The sequence below is a fragment of the Streptantibioticus rubrisoli genome, from assembly GCF_024436055.1.
Classification (GTDB): Bacteria; Actinomycetota; Actinomycetes; order Streptomycetales; family Streptomycetaceae; genus Streptantibioticus_A; species Streptantibioticus_A rubrisoli.
The window spans coordinates 1-13974 of sequence record NZ_JANFNH010000009.1; the positions used below are offsets into that span (position 1 = coordinate 1).

Sequence of the window (13974 nt, forward strand, 5' to 3'; positions counted from 1 at the left end):
GCCCCACCGCTGTGTTTGCCGTCCGCTCCGAAACCGCCGGCGGGCCACGAGTCGGAGACGGCGTCTCACCGGTCGAAGTAGCTGAGGTCGCCTACGGTCCACCCGCTGACGTCTTTGATCGCGACCCGGTACATGCCGCCCGTCTCCGGGATCCCGAGGCTGCCCTGCAGGATCCGAGCGAGATGAAAGTGCAGATGCGTGGGCGCCTCGCTGCGACCGGGCCGGTTCTCTCGCGGCCCGCGGGCGAAGACCTCTGCGAACGGGCCGAGACGGTCGGAGTCCTTGAGGACCTCCGCGACCCGCTCTCGCCACACGGCCTCGGGAGCCAGCCGACCGGTGATGACGGCACCGGCGACGACCACGGTCAGCGACATCTGAGTGCTTCGCTCGGATTCCACCGCAGCGGCGACGGCGGCGAGCAGCTCATCAGGGTTCGACATGACAGCAGCTTATTCAACCGACTGTCCCCGAACCGCCCCGCCTGGCATGAAGCGGCTGCGCGGGCGGCGGCGACCCGGCCAGCAGAGTCGATGTTCACGAGCACGTTCTCGTGAACATCCGGCGCGGGAGACGCCTCCCGATCTGCTGCCGAAACGCTGCTGTGCGACGTGAACAGAGCCAGGCGGCTGATGAAGGAGGCGCGCGACCCGGCACGGCTGCACCATCCCAACGTCGTAGCCGTCTTCGATTGCGTGGCCCGAGGGCGATGCGTGCTGGACCGTCATGGAGTACATTCCCTCGCGCAGCCTGGCCCAGCCGGTGGAGAAGCGCGCCCGCTCTCGCCTCAGGAGGCGGGGTCGATCGGCTGCCAGATCGCGGCAGCTCTGGCCAGGTCCCACGGCGAGGGCGTGGGACCTTTTTGCCCCGGCCGGGGCCCGGGGTCAGGGTCACCTTGCTGGTGAGACGGCGGACCATGGGCCAGCCGAACCCTCCGGTGCCGCCATTGAGATCGCGAGCGCGTTCACGTGGGGGCGCGGGGTTGAGGTCGCTGACGGCGAGGTACACCGCGTCGGCGGTCGCGCCCAGCGGGAGGGCGTATCGGCCGCCGCCGGGGCCGGGTCCAGGCTGTCGAGGAAGGCGCGGGCGGCGTCACGGGCACGGGCGGCGTCGCCGGGACTGTCACCCTTCACGACCAGGGCCCCGGCCGGGGCTGCCGTGCGGGTCGTCTCCATGTCGGTTATGCGCTGCCACTCCACCCTCGGTCGGTTGTACCGCCAGGCTTCAGCGCTTGCCCGCCGGGGCCGGGATCCCACCAGGCACAGGACTCTTCCGGGTGCATTTGAGGCAGAAATATCCGCGCGGGCCAGGTAGGAAATCTGTCGCGACGGTGGTAGACATTAGCCGTTCGCAGGGTTACCGTTTCTCTCGTACCCAGGAAGTCGAAGTGGGCACGGCAGACAGGAACTGCCGTGCGAGCAGCTCAAGCAGGACGCGGCCCGAAGGGGTCGCGAGCAGTACCCGCGGTATCCAGCAGTACAGCCGAGTAACCGAAGGTAAGGAGCAGAAGCGCCATCAGGATCGCCCGGGCGAGGAAGCAGTCCGCCCGGGTACCGCAAGACCCCGGATTGGAAGGTGGTCCCCGGTCACGCATCCGCGATCCCCGCAGCCCCGCCATCCCAGGCGGACCTGCGGACAAACAAGGCCAGCGTAGTCGGCTGGTAGATGGTGTTGAAAGCTCGGGGCCCGGGTGCCATACGGCACCCGGGCCCCCCGACGCGTCCCCCGGAAAGAAGAGGTATATGCCCCCTCGCAGTACCCGCCCCGCCGACATCCTCGACGACGACGACTACCCCGCCTACACCATGGGCCGGGCCGCCGAGATGCTCGGCACCACTCCCGCCTTCCTCCGCGCTCTCGGCGAACACCGCCTGATCACCCCCCTGCGCTCCGAAGGCGGCCACCGCCGCTACTCCCGCTACCAGCTGCGCATCGCCGCCCGCGCCCGCGAACTCGTCGACCAGGGCACCCCCATCGAGGCCGCCTGCCGCATTGTCATCCTCGAAGACCAACTCGAAGAAGCCCAGCGCATCAACGAGCAACTGCGCGCCCAAGGCAGCCAGCCGCAGCCGGGAACCTCAGCCTGAAAAGGACGGATGCGGCCTCAACGCCGATCGCCGAGCGGACGGGGTGCCCGTAAAGCTCCGCGCCGCCGCGTCGCGTTAGGACCTCAACCAGGACGCACAGCGCGCCTCCAAGGACCCCGGCACACTTGCCGGGGTCCTCCGCCGTTCAAGCCCAACTGCCTAGTGCCAGCCTCCGCCGACTCCGACCCGCCGGAGCCAACGGCAGGCCGACTGCCCTTCACTCGCGACCGTGATCAATCCCAGCGGCCAACGGCTCTACCAGTACAAGACGTGCGATCGCCCTCGCCAGGCGATCGGGTAACCCCACGGAAAGTAATCACCCTCGCAGTCGGCGGGTCCGGATTGCTCACAACCAGCCGACACGGCTACTGCTCGCGAAGCCAGGATTCTGGGGTTCCCGCAGGCCCCAGTCCTAGCGATCAAGAGGAACCTACAGTGCTTGCTCGACGCCTACGAACACGTAGGGACATGTCGTGGCCCTATGGCCGTTCTCCTGGCCCCACAACGGATTACCCCTACAGCACTAGGTTTTCCCGCCACCTTGAGAGGCTGAGCTTCGACAGCTCATGACCAGGCACTACGCCCACATGAGATCACGAAGCCGAACTGGAGTTACCAGCCCATGAGGAACACACCTCATGTCCGGGAACCGTCCGAAGGTTCCGCTCTCCGCTCCTCGGCGGTGTGCGAGGCGGCCGGGAGAAGTCTCTCGGAATACTGGTCGATGATACGTTCCACCGCGAACGTCGTCCGATAGGTGCGTGCTTGGTCGAGAGTGAGCCAGATGGGGGCCTCGCCCTCCTCATTCACGGTCACCTCCGGATGGGCTCCTGCGTCCCGGTGCTCCTCGACATCCAGCAGATAGGCGTGCCAACGATGCGCTTCGGAGCCTCTTCTGCACATGTCTCCCGCGAAGTACTCGTCCGCCACGAGCCGCAGGTCCCCGTTCGCGACGCGAATTCCTACTTCCTCCCATAGCTCCCGCGCGGCCGCGCACTCGGGTTCCTCACCGCGTTCGACATGGCCTGCGGGCACGGTCAGAGAGTACGGAAAGGCGGTCCGCTGGAAGAAGAGAAACCTCGCTTGCCGGTCGCGTACGAATACACCGGCGCTCTCGTGCCAGTACTCGCCGTCGGCATCGGTCCACCAGGAGATGCGGGGGTCGACGACGATGGCTCTCTCTGCCTCGCAGCCGCACGTACCGCAGGTGCAGCGTTTCCTTCCGTCCACGAAGATCCATGTGACGGTCTCGGCGTGGCAGTACAGGCAGTACTCGCCATAGGTATCGGCCCGCAGCAGAAGGAAGTCGATTTTCATCCTGCCCTTTCCGAGGTGAAGGACTGCCGTGAGTCGGTACTGCAGTCGGGAACACCGCACTTTCGCGGCGCGGTCACGCTCTCGTGCGTTTGGGCTTGCGGACGTCCGCCGCCGTCCCCAGGGGTTCCGCTGCTCCCTCCGTTTCCTCACCAGCTGGTGCGTCGGAAGACTCGGACACGCCAGCTGCCGAACCGCTCGCGGGCGTGCGCGCGGTCGTCAACAGCAGGATCGCGCCCAGTCCGCCGAAGACCAGCGTCGCGGCCGCGACGGCGCCCCATCCGGCCGCAGCGATGACCACTCCGAAGACCGGTGGTCCGATCATCATCCCCACGCTGCCGAACTGGTTGAGGATGCCAGTGGCGACATCGACGTGCTCAGGACGGCTCACCGAGTCGGGGGCGGCGGCGAACACGGCGGAGATGAGCAGGCCGTCGACGGCGAGAACAAGCGTGGCTGCTGCGCCATTGACCGCGAGGGGGAATTCGGCCGAGAAGGCGGGGAGGCAGGCTACCGGCATCAATACGCCCAGCGGGGCCAGTTGGGAGAGGGTCAAGCCGCGCCGCAGCAGCCAACTGGCGGCGAGCCCTCCGGCCGCGCTTCCCAGGCAGACCAACGCGACGACGGTACCGGCCACCGCCGACGTGGCCGACCGGTTCTCGGTGAGGAAGGGCGGAAGCACCATCACCACGGCGACGCCGACCAGCGACAGGCTTGCGTACGCGACAGCGAGCCTCAGCGCCCCGTTCCAGGTGCCGGCTTCACGGTGAGCGCGCGGTACCGCTGTCCTCGGCAGCCGGGGCAGGACGACCGCAAGCACGCCGGCCATGATCAGCGGCCCAACCGCAGTGAGGGCCAGCCATTGGTTCCACGTCCACCAGGACGCCAGGGAACCGCCCGCGGCCGCGGCAATGGCGAGCCCCGTCGGGACGCACGTGCCCCACAGCGCGAGCGCTGCCGCCCGGATGCCGCCCTGAGTCAGGCGGGTGAGAACGACCGGACCCGCCACCAACACAAATAGGTAGCCGACGCCTTCAGCGATGCGTGATCCCAGCAGCAGCCCCCAGGATCCGGCGGTCGCACTGACGGCGGCTGCCACCGACATCACGAAGAGGCCGCAGGACAGGGCCCGTTGGGCGCCGAAGCGGCGGACCCACCATCCCGCCGGGATGCCGAAGACGGCACTCACCGCCGTGATACTCGATGTGGCCCATGCGAGCGCACCGGCTGACAGGCCCAGTGACGAACGCACGGTAGATCCCACCGGTGAGACGGCTCCCAGGCCGACTGCCGCCACTACGCCGGCGAGCCATGTCGTCAGAGCGTACTTCCAGGTCGACGACGTCGAAGTAGTACGGCGCTGACTGCCTCTCATCCTGTTACGCATGGGTTCTCCTTGTGTCGGCTGGCGCGTTGTGCCGCGCGGTCGGCCGTCGAGGGACGGGATGAACGGGGCCGAGTGGCGGGAGGGGCGATCACTGAGCACACCTCCCGCCACGCCAGTCCGAATCAGTCGTCCAGGCCGAACCGGGCCATCAACTCCTGATCACCCGCCACATAAGAGGTGTCGGTGGTCACGGTCTGGTCGGAGGGGCCACGGCTGCACATGCAGAGGTGGCGGCTACGGGAGGTGACTCGCACGGCTTGTGCGCCGCCAGAGGACATGATCTCCTCAGCGATGTCTTTGACGAGGTACTCCTGGATCTGGAAGCGCCGGCTGAACGCTTGTACCAGACGAGGGAATTTCCCGAGTCCGAGAATGCGGTCGCCAGGCACGTAGGAGATGTCGACCTTCCCGAAGAAGGGCAGGAAGTGGTGGGCGCAGATCGAAAAGAAGTTGTTCTCCCGGATACGCACCACGCCGGTGTGCCCGCCGTTCACCAGGCAGGTGGTCTTGAGAATCTTCGAGGTGTCGATCTCGTAGCCGCTCAGCAGCTCGCGATAAGCTCGGACGATGCGGTCCTCGCACTCCGGGCCGCTGTACCACCCGAGTGCCCGCGTGTCGGTGGTCACATTGGCTTTGAGCCAGTCTTCAATGGTCACCTGCGGCCTCCTCTTCCGCTCGCGCCACGGGATCCGAATCCCTGGGGAGGCTTTTTACTATCCACCCGATCGTGTTAATTGAGAACATACCTTCATTGCCCCTCACCCGATCGGACCAATATGCGGGTGATGTGCCAATGGTCAAATATTCAAATCTGCACGTAGAATTAATGCTTCCCTGGTGATTGAACCGGGTGGGCGGCGGGAACGCGGGGCGCGAATGGCGAGGAAAAATACCGTCAGCGTACCGGAGCGCACCCGCTCCCTCGTCGCCTCGTTGCGTGTGGGGCAATGCGCCGGATCCGGCCCTCGGTGAGCATAGCCATAACCAACGATGAGGTTCTCGGACTAGCCAAAAGCACCGATTACGCGCTTGACGCCTTGCTCGAGTATGGCGCGTTATTTCCGGCCCCCGTCCTCGCCAAGACCGAACTGGCCTTCGTCGCCCACTCAGCCGAGCACTGATCCGACCAGACCGCCCGGCGAGGCGCTCGGCCTGGCCCGTCCCGTCCTGGTCGCAGCGATGGTCCTCCGCGACCTGGACAAGTGCACCACTCACCACCGACACGGCGGCACTCGTCATGACGCCTGGGTGAACCGACTGTCAGCCGTCCCCCTCCGCTCCCAGGGCGATCATCGCCGCCATCCGCTACTGCACCCTCGCGCTGCAAGACCTTCTCACCGAACACGGCGCCCACGCCCACCTCGACAACAGCCCTCTGTCTCGAAGTAGTGCCCACGGTCTTCGGGCACTTCCGGCGCGTGTTGCGTCCCGGCGGGCCACTGCTGCTCGGCTTTCACGTCGGCGATGGGTCGAGGCTGAAGACGCAGGGCTACGGCGGCCACCCGATGAACGTCCACGTTCACCGCTCGCCAGCCTGACCAAGTGGCGGCCTGGCTACGCGATGCCGGGTTCATGGCCGAGGCCCAAATGCTGATCGACCCCGACGAGAGCGTTCCAGGTGCGGTCCTCTTCGCACGCCGTCAGTCCTAGCCACGCCAGCGGTCCGGTAGCGGCCGACGGCACAGTGAAGTCGGACCACATCAACTGAGACAGCCTCCGGCATTCGCTCGCCCGGGACCACACACTTGAGATTCCTGGCTTCCCCACGTCTCAACTGAACTGGTCGCCGCAGGTCAGCGACCCGACTCGGAACCAGATCATTTATACCGTACGGACGGGGACGTGTGAACGACCACGTGTGTGGCACGCGAGGGGACCGCGGCGTGTCCACCCCGCACCTGAATGGGTTTGAGGTGACGCTGAGGAGGCCTGACCGCTCGCCGCGCGCACCCTGAGGCAGACCGATGGATCGTGATCAGACCAACGGGACCGGACCGCCCGACCCGCGTCGAAGGCTCCCCCGAACCGACGCGGTGCTGGCCGACCCCCGACTGGTCGCCGCCGCCGAGCGGCTGGGGCGACGGGTCGTCAAGTCCGCCGTCGTCCAGGCGCAGGATCGTGCGCGCCGGAACGATATCGCGGCGGCCGACGTGGCCGACACGGCCGTGCGAACGCCTCCCGCGACCGCTGCCGCGCTGCGTCCGGTGATCAACGCGACGGGGGTGCTCCTGCACACCAACCGCGGCCGTGCCGCCCTCTCCGAGGCTGCCCGGCAGGCGATCCTCGCCGCTTCAGGGCACACCGACGTGGAGTTCGACCTGGTCACCGGGGAACGTGCGGCACGCGGGCGCTCGGCGGTGGCCGCCCTGCTCGGCCAGGTCCCGGCGGCGCAGGCCGCGCACGTGGTGAACAACGGCGCGGCAGCCCTGGTCCTGGCCGCCACGGCGCTGGCGCAGGACCGCGAAATCATCGTCAGCAGAGGCGAGTTGGTCGAGATCGGGGACGGCTTCCGGCTGCCGGACCTGCTCGTCTCGACCGGCGCCAGGCTGCGCGAGGTAGGCACCACCAACCGCACCTCGGTGGCCGACTACACCACCGCCATCGCGGAGCGCACCGGCTTCATCCTCAAGATCCACCCCTCCAACTTCCGCATCACCGGCTTCACCGGAGGCGTCGGCGTCGCCGAACTCGCCGCCCTGGGACCTTTGGTCGTCGCCGACCTCGGATCAGGTCTTCTGCGCCGTGAACCGCTGCTCCCGGACGAACCGGATGCAGACACCTGGCTGCGCGCCGGGGCTGCCCTGGTCACCGCCAGCGGGGACAAGCTCCTCGGCGGTCCGCAGTGCGGCCTGCTGCTGGGGCGCGCGGATGTGGTGCGCCCACTGGCCCGGCACCCCCTGGCGCGTGCCCTGCGGGTGGACAAGCTCACGCTGGCCGCGCTGGAGGCCACCGTCAACAACCCCGAGACACCCACCCGTTCGGGGCTGCACGGTGAAAGCTGCGCCCTGCGAGCGAGAGCCGAGCGGCTGGCCGCTGGGCTGGCGGCGGACGGCATCCCGGCGCGGGCGGTCGACAGCCGGGCCGTGGTCGGCGCGGGCGGCGCTCCCGGGGTGACCCTCGACAGCGCCGCACTGGCCCTGCCGGAAGTGTTCGCCGCCCGGCTGCGTCAGGGGCCAACGCCGGTGGTGGGCAGGGTGGTTGAGGGCCGCTGCCTGCTCGACCTGCGCGCCGTCGCTCCGCACGAGGACGGCAGCATCGCCGCCGCGGTCCGCGCGGCGGCCGTCCAGGACGCTGTGGACGCGGACCGCGCATGCACGTGATCGCGACCGCGGGACACGTGGATCACGGGAAGTCGGCCCTGGTGCGGGCGCTCACCGGGATGGAACCGGACCGCTGGCCGGAGGAGCGCCGTCGCGGCATGACGATCGACCTCGGCTTCGTGTGGACCACGATGCCCGGCGCGGGCGAGGTCGCCTTCGTCGACGTACCGGGCCACGAGCGGCTGGTCACCACGATGCTCGCGGGCGTGGGACCGGTGCCCGCCGTCCTCTTCGTGGTGGCGGCCGATCAGGGCTGGCAGCCGCAGTCGCAGGAGCACCTCGCCGTACTCGACGCACTGCGGGTACGGCACGGCGTGCTGGCCGTCACCCGAAGCGACCTCGCGGATCCCGCGGACGTGCGGGAGCAGGCACTCGCCCGGATCGCGCGCAGTTCACTGGGCCGCGTGGAGTCGGTGGCCGTCAACGCGGTGACGGGGGAGGGGCTGACGGAACTGAAGGCCTCACTGGCTAGGTTGGTCAACCGCCTGCCGGAGGCGGACCGCACCGCTGACGTCAGACTGTGGGTCGATCGGGCGTTCACCGTGCGCGGCCACGGCACCGTGGTCACCGGCACGCTCGCGGCCGGGACCGTCTCGGTGGGCGACCGCCTGCTGGCCGCCGGGGCCACCGGCGGTGACGCGCTGCTCAGGGTGCGGGGGCTGGAGAGCCTGAAGCGGAAGCGGACTTCCGTGAGCGCGACCGCCCGTGTCGCCGTCAACGTCCACGGCACCGCTGCCGTGATGCTGCGGCGTGGCAGCGCGCTGCTGACCCCCGGCCGCTGGTTGACCACCGACAGCGTTGATGTCCGGTTGGACGGCGACGCCGCCGCCGAACTGCCGCGCGGTCTCACGCCGCACCTGGGGTCGGCAGCGGTGCCGGTGCGGGTACGGCCGCTGGGCTCGGACACCGCACGGCTGTCCTTGGCCGTACCGCTGCCGCCGCGGGTCAACGACGTGGCGCTGCTGCGTGATCCGGGAAGGCATCACATCACGGGCGCGGCCACCATTCTCGACATCCGCCCGCCCCTGCTCGCTCGCCGGGGCGCCGCGGCCCTGCGGGCCAAGGGGCTTGACGGGCAGTCAGGAAAGCCGAACGCTGCCGCCGAACTGCGCCGACGGGGGCTGGTCCGCCGCGCAGACCTCGCCGCGATGGGTCTGCGCACCCGCGCTGAGCCCGTCGTCGCAGACTGGCTCTGCGACCCGGAGCACTGGTCGCGCCTTGGGCAACGCCTAGCCGAAGCGGTCGAACGGCACGCGGGTGACCGGCCGACCGATCCCGGATTGACCGTCGAGGCGGCTCGTAGACTGCTGGACCTGCCCGAGCGCGCTCTGGTGGTCGCGCTGGTCCAGGCCACGGACGGCTTGGAGCACCGCGCGGGCCGCATCTACGGCAGCGTCACCCAGCCCTCCCTGCCGCCCGCGGCCCGCACCGCCGTGCAGGCGGTACGGGCCCGGCTGGCCCCCCGCCCCTTCCACGCGCCGGAGGCAGCGGAGCTGGCGGCGCTCGGCCTGACGCCGAAACTGCTCGCCGCCGCGGCCGCCGCGGGCGAACTGTTGCGACTTCCCGACGGCATCGTGCTGCTTCCCGACGCCGACCGGCGGGCAGCGGCCACCCTGGCCCGCCTCGACCAGCCGTTCACCACCAGCGCGGCACGCGTCGCACTGGGCACCACCCGCAGGGTCGTCGTTCCCCTACTGGAACACCTGGACCGCCGCGGCTGGACCGTCCGTCTGGACGCACGGCTCCGCCGCTGCACGGCCACGTTCGATGACGCTTGAAGGCTGCGCCGGTGTGCCGCGGTGTTCCCATGGCAACACCACTCGCGCGAACGTGCGGCGATCACCGGGGCAGGCACTGCGTGATGCGCCACAGGCGGCGCGGCAGGTCGCCTTCTTCGCATGCGAAGACCTCGTCCAACCGCCAGCCGTCGGCGAGCGCCTGGACCAGCTCGCGGGAGAAGAAGTGCACCGCGAACCCCCCGTGCTCCCATATGTCGTCGCCGTGCCCGGTGCCGACGCCGTAGTGGGCGTCGCCGGTGTGCCGGACGGTGTAGACGAACACCCCGCCCGGCCGCAGGACGCGCCGGACCTCGTCGGCGAGGGCGTGTACCTCCTTCGTGGACAGCGCCATGCACAACAGCATGTGGGCGTAGACGGCATCGACCGAGGCATCAGGCAGCGGTAGCGGATCGCGCACGTCATGCGCGACACAGCTCACCCGTTCCTCGACACCACGGGCGCGGGCCGCCCGCTGGAGCTGCTCAAGGCCGACGGAGCTGAAGTCCGTGGCCCGCACGGCGAAGCCCTCACGGGCGAAGAACAGCGCGTCGCGGCCGTGTCCCGCGCCCAGTTCCAGCACGTCTTGCGCGCCCGCCGAACGAAACGCTCGCGCAGCGTGGACCGCGGGTGCGGACGGCCGCTCGCCGTACATCCCGGGATGGGTCGCGTAGGTGTCCTGCCAGTGCGCGCGTTGGATGTCGGCGAGATCTGGGTCGTCCGCCGTACTCACACGCCAATCGTACAACTGGGCGAATTGGGGCCTGCGGCGGCCAACAAAAACACCAGGTCATCGATGGGGGGTTCACCCGTTCGGCCCAGCAGGAGCGGCGTGCCCCCGCCTGCTCCAGGAGCATCGATCGGGGGCGGCCGCCCCCGTACGACCACCGCGTGAAGGGGAAGTCGATGGGTACCAAGGACCAGTGGCAAGACAAGGCGCAGCGAGCCAAGGAAAAGGCAGAGCAGGCCAAGCAGCAGGCACAGCAGCGCGGCCAGCAAGTACAGGACCGGCTACGGGGACGACAGCAGCAGTCCCGACAGCAGTCTCTCGACGACATCCAGGACGAACTCGACGAGCAGTAGCACTGCCAACTCCCAGTCGGGTCCGACATCGAGCATCCGCTCGCGCCCCGGCAACGGTTCGAGCGCGGTATTCGGCGAAGTCCGCCGAATGCCGCGCTCAACTGTGAGCTGCCAGGCGCAGCACCGTTCCGTACCCACGTCAGGCAACCCTCCTGACGCCCGTGCCACGGTACCCACGTGCCGGGGCAACGGCCTGTACTGTGCGGAGACGGACGGGATTCGAACCCGCCTGCCCGAGATCCTCGGGCACCTCGGTTTTGAAGACCGGGAGGACTCTGTTGCCTAATTGGTCGTCAGGTGGTGAGTGTGAGGCCGAGGCGGGTCAGGTGGCTTGTGCGGTCTCGGTCGAGTGGGTTGCCGGTCCACCAGGCGTCCAGGCGGATGAGGTTGACAGCGGTGGCTGCGAAGACGTGGGCAAGGTGGGTCTTGGGCAGACTGGTATAGCGGATGCCGGTGACGGCAACGGCTTGATGGATGGTGCCTTCGATCCCGGGGCGGACCGCGTAGCGGTCTTTCCATTCGTCAGTGGTCTGCTCGGTACGGGCCCGCTCCACGGCTTCGTGGATCTCACGGGGCCGGAGCATGAGCTGGCGCCCGTTGCGGGTGGAGGTCGTGCACTGCGCGCGTACGGGGCACCTTTGGCAGGCGGTAGTGGGGAAACGCACCACGATGGACCGGCGTTTGCGTTCGGTGCACGGTGCCCAGATCGTGCTGGCTGTGCCCTGTGGGCAGGTCACGCGCTGGTTGTCCCAGTCGTAGGACCGGGTGAGCCGGGTGGCTGCCGAAAACCCGTGGCACCTGCCGGTGCCCGCGAGTAGGTTCGGCGGGTGAGCACTCGCACCTTCCGCATAACCATCCGCGGTGTCTTCGACGGCCTCAGCGCCGACCAGCGTGCCGAACTCCTGGCCCGCGCCGCGGAGCACGACGTACTGCACACGGCCTTCACCCCCGAAGGGCACCTCAGCTACGACCTCGCCGCCCGGGCCGCCTTCACCTTCCGCTTCCTGGACTCGGGAGAGGCGGAGGAGGACATCCTGGCCGCGACCGAACGCGCCGAAGACGCGGCGAAGGCCTGGCTGTCCGAACGCGGCTACGGCTACAAGAACCTCAGGTGCAGTGCCGAGGACCTCTCCCAGGCCCCCCTCGGCAAACGGCAGCGCCGCGCCGCCGCCCGGAACGTCTGACCCACGACGCGTCACAACTGGGCGCGCACGGCCACCAGCAGCACCGCGACGCCGACGATGAGCCAGCCCACGTAGTCGCCCATGTGACCGGAGTGCAGGCGGCGCAGCGGCGCCACGACGCGGTGAGCGCCACCGCCACGCGGCGCCGCCCACAGCGCCGCGCAGGCGAACGCCACGGCGAGGGCGACGGACGTCAGGCCGAGGGCGATGCCTTCGGCGGTCCAGTCGGCGGCAGGCGGCATCCCCGCGGCGTGGCTGTGCCCGTAGACGGCGGCGACGTATCCGACACGATCGGTGAACAGCCGGGCCGCCTGCGCCAGTTGGGTGCTGACGGCGGGAAGCAGGCCCACGGCCAGCGACCCGGCGAGCAGCAGCGCGGGCACGGCGAGCATCGGCAAAGGTACCCGCCGCGAGGGACCGCGGATCTCCGGCTCCTCGCCACCGCCGGTGGTTTCCGGGACCTCATGGCGATCCAGCGGCCGACGCCCGGCCCCGGCGAAGACCCGGAGGGCGGCGCGCAGCACGGCCGCGCCGGTGGCCGCGGAGGCGAGGACGAAGACGGCCAGCAGCCACGGCGAGTGGGACTGCGCCGCGTGTTCGGCAACGGCCTTGCCCAGTGCCGTACCGAACGGCGGCAACCCGGCGAGCGCCAGCCCACCGAGCACGAACAGCACTCCGCCGACGGGTAGTTCGCGGCCCCGGCCGTACAAGGAGTGCTCGTCAACGCTGCCGAACCGGTCCAGCAGCGCGCCCGTGACGCCGAACAACGCCGCCTTCGCTCCGGCGTGTCCGGCGACGTACAGCGCCGTACCGGCCGTGGCCTCCGGCGTCAGCAGCGCCAGGCCGACCAGGAACATACCGACATGGCTGACGGTGGAGAACGCCAACATCCGCTTGAGGTTGCGCTGTTTCCAGCACATCACCGCACCGACCAAAGCGGTGAGCACGCCCGCGGCGACGAACGTGTCATGGAAGACATGCTGCGGGATGCCGTGCGGCCCGGAGAAGACGATCCAGTAGATCCGTGCGGCGCCGTAGACACCGAGTTCCACCATGACACCGGAGAGCAGCATGCACACCGGTGTCGGCGCGACGGCATGCGCGTCCGGCAGCCAGAAGTGGAACGGCGCCACCGCGCCCTTCACCAGTGGTCCGGTGAGAACAAGGACGAATGCCGTCAGCAACAACGCGTCGGCCCGGTGGCCGGTGAGCTTCTGACTGATCTGGGCGAACCCCAGCTCCCCGGTCCTGGCGTACAGCAGACCAATGCCCAGCAACGAGCCGTAGGCGGCCAGGGAGTTGATGACGCCGAAGGTCAACGCGCCCTGCAGCGGCCGTGGGTCCTCGATGCGGAAGCCGGTCAGCGCGTAGGCCACCGCACCCATCAACTCGAAGAAGACGAAGGCGTTGAACAGGTCCCCGGTGAGCGCGAACCCGCACATTCCGGCGTCGAACAGCAGGATGAGGGCGGGAAAGGTGCCCGCGTGCTCGGCGGGCGGTTCGTCGAAGTACCGCCAGGAGTAGGCGATCACGGCGAGCACGAGCACCGCGGTGAGCAGCGCCAAACCGATCCCGATCCGGTCGTTGACCAGCACGATGCCGACGCTCTCACCGTGCCGCAGCCGCCAGCCGCCGAGCCAGCTGACGGCGCGGCCGTCTCCGGTGCGCAGCCACAGCACCACCAGATCGGCGACACCGGCCGCGGCCCAGACGGTGACCAGCAAGTCGGTGGCGACGCGCGGCAGTCGGCTTCCCACCAGGGCCGAGAAGGCGGCTCCGATCAGCGGGATGGCGATGGCGAGCGGCAGCAGGTCGGCGGTGCTCACG

Annotated in this window: 12 protein-coding genes; 5 read left to right on the plus strand and 7 right to left on the minus strand. The window is 69.2% G+C overall.

What is annotated here, in order from left to right:
• Positions 1-65 precede the first annotated feature (65 nt).
• Positions 66-440, minus strand: coding sequence for a GvpU-like protein (locus tag NON19_RS11730; protein ID WP_255927085.1), 375 nt, complete (start codon positions 438-440; stop codon positions 66-68).
• A gap of 1299 nt (positions 441-1739) precedes the next feature.
• Here NON19_RS11730 and NON19_RS11735 point away from each other — a divergent pair.
• Positions 1740-2084 carry a helix-turn-helix domain-containing protein gene (locus NON19_RS11735; RefSeq protein ID WP_255927087.1) on the plus strand — a complete coding sequence of 115 codons (345 nt, stop codon included), beginning with the start codon at positions 1740-1742 and terminating at the stop codon, positions 2082-2084.
• Positions 2085-2720: 636 nt separating this feature from the next.
• On the opposite strand, the gene NON19_RS11740 is transcribed toward NON19_RS11735, so the two are convergent.
• The 3 genes from NON19_RS11740 to folE form a co-directional block, all read right to left on the minus strand.
• Positions 2721-3401 carry an NUDIX hydrolase gene (locus NON19_RS11740; RefSeq protein WP_255927089.1) on the minus strand — a complete coding sequence of 227 codons (681 nt, stop codon included), beginning with the start codon at positions 3399-3401 and terminating at the stop codon, positions 2721-2723.
• Between the two features lie 73 nt (positions 3402-3474).
• Positions 3475-4785 (minus strand): MFS transporter, encoded by a 1311-nt coding sequence (locus NON19_RS11745; protein ID WP_308213683.1) that lies wholly within the window; start codon positions 4783-4785, stop codon positions 3475-3477.
• A 122-nt stretch (positions 4786-4907) separates the two neighbouring features.
• Entirely contained in the window at positions 4908-5441 is a 534-nt protein-coding gene (folE, locus tag NON19_RS11750) for a GTP cyclohydrolase I (protein ID WP_255927091.1), read from the minus strand.
• A gap of 1308 nt (positions 5442-6749) precedes the next feature.
• On the opposite strand from folE, the gene selA reads away from it, so the two are divergent.
• Positions 6750-8105, plus strand: coding sequence for an L-seryl-tRNA(Sec) selenium transferase (selA, locus tag NON19_RS11755; protein WP_255927093.1), 1356 nt, complete (start codon positions 6750-6752; stop codon positions 8103-8105).
• The gene (gene selB, locus NON19_RS11760) at positions 8096-9883 is read left to right on the plus strand and encodes a selenocysteine-specific translation elongation factor (RefSeq protein WP_255927095.1); all 1788 of its coding nucleotides are present in this window, start codon (positions 8096-8098) and stop codon (positions 9881-9883) included. Before selA ends, selB begins: the two co-directional genes overlap by 10 nt.
• Before the next feature lie 61 nt (positions 9884-9944).
• Here the strand turns inward: selB and NON19_RS11765 are convergent, their stop codons facing one another.
• Positions 9945-10613, minus strand: coding sequence for a class I SAM-dependent methyltransferase (locus NON19_RS11765; RefSeq protein WP_255927097.1), 669 nt, complete (start codon positions 10611-10613; stop codon positions 9945-9947).
• Between the two features lie 173 nt (positions 10614-10786).
• On the opposite strand from NON19_RS11765, the gene NON19_RS11770 reads away from it, so the two are divergent.
• A complete protein-coding gene (locus NON19_RS11770; RefSeq protein ID WP_255927099.1) occupies positions 10787-10963 on the plus strand; it encodes a hypothetical protein in 177 nt (58 codons plus the stop codon).
• A gap of 293 nt (positions 10964-11256) precedes the next feature.
• On the opposite strand, the gene NON19_RS11775 is transcribed toward NON19_RS11770, so the two are convergent.
• A complete protein-coding gene (locus tag NON19_RS11775) occupies positions 11257-11898 on the minus strand; it encodes a transposase (RefSeq protein WP_308213680.1) in 642 nt (213 codons plus the stop codon).
• Here NON19_RS11775 and NON19_RS11780 point away from each other — a divergent pair.
• Positions 11791-12147, plus strand: a complete 357-nt coding sequence (locus NON19_RS11780) for a DUF6204 family protein (RefSeq protein ID WP_255927103.1) — start codon at positions 11791-11793, stop codon at positions 12145-12147. The genes NON19_RS11775 and NON19_RS11780 overlap by 108 nt on opposite strands.
• 11 nt (positions 12148-12158) lie before the next feature.
• On the opposite strand, the gene NON19_RS11785 is transcribed toward NON19_RS11780, so the two are convergent.
• Positions 12159-13973, minus strand: a complete 1815-nt coding sequence (locus tag NON19_RS11785; RefSeq protein ID WP_255927105.1) for a complex I subunit 5 family protein — start codon at positions 13971-13973, stop codon at positions 12159-12161.
• Position 13974 lies beyond the last annotated feature (1 nt).

Excerpts from the sequence above, each read along its gene's own strand:
- NON19_RS11730 (WP_255927085.1), bottom strand. The coding sequence starts at position 440 with ATGTCGAACCCTGATGAGCTGCTCGCCGCCGTCGCCGCTGCGGTGGAA.
- selB (WP_255927095.1), top strand. The coding sequence starts at position 8,096 with ATGCACGTGATCGCGACCGCGGGACACGTGGATCACGGGAAGTCGGCC.
- NON19_RS11735 (WP_255927087.1), top strand. The coding sequence starts at position 1,740 with ATGCCCCCTCGCAGTACCCGCCCCGCCGACATCCTCGACGACGACGAC.
- selA (WP_255927093.1), top strand. The coding sequence starts at position 6,750 with ATGGATCGTGATCAGACCAACGGGACCGGACCGCCCGACCCGCGTCGA.
- NON19_RS11745 (WP_308213683.1), bottom strand. The coding sequence starts at position 4,785 with ATGCGTAACAGGATGAGAGGCAGTCAGCGCCGTACTACTTCGACGTCG.
- NON19_RS11770 (WP_255927099.1), top strand. The coding sequence starts at position 10,787 with ATGGGTACCAAGGACCAGTGGCAAGACAAGGCGCAGCGAGCCAAGGAA.
- NON19_RS11740 (WP_255927089.1), bottom strand. The coding sequence starts at position 3,401 with ATGAAAATCGACTTCCTTCTGCTGCGGGCCGATACCTATGGCGAGTAC.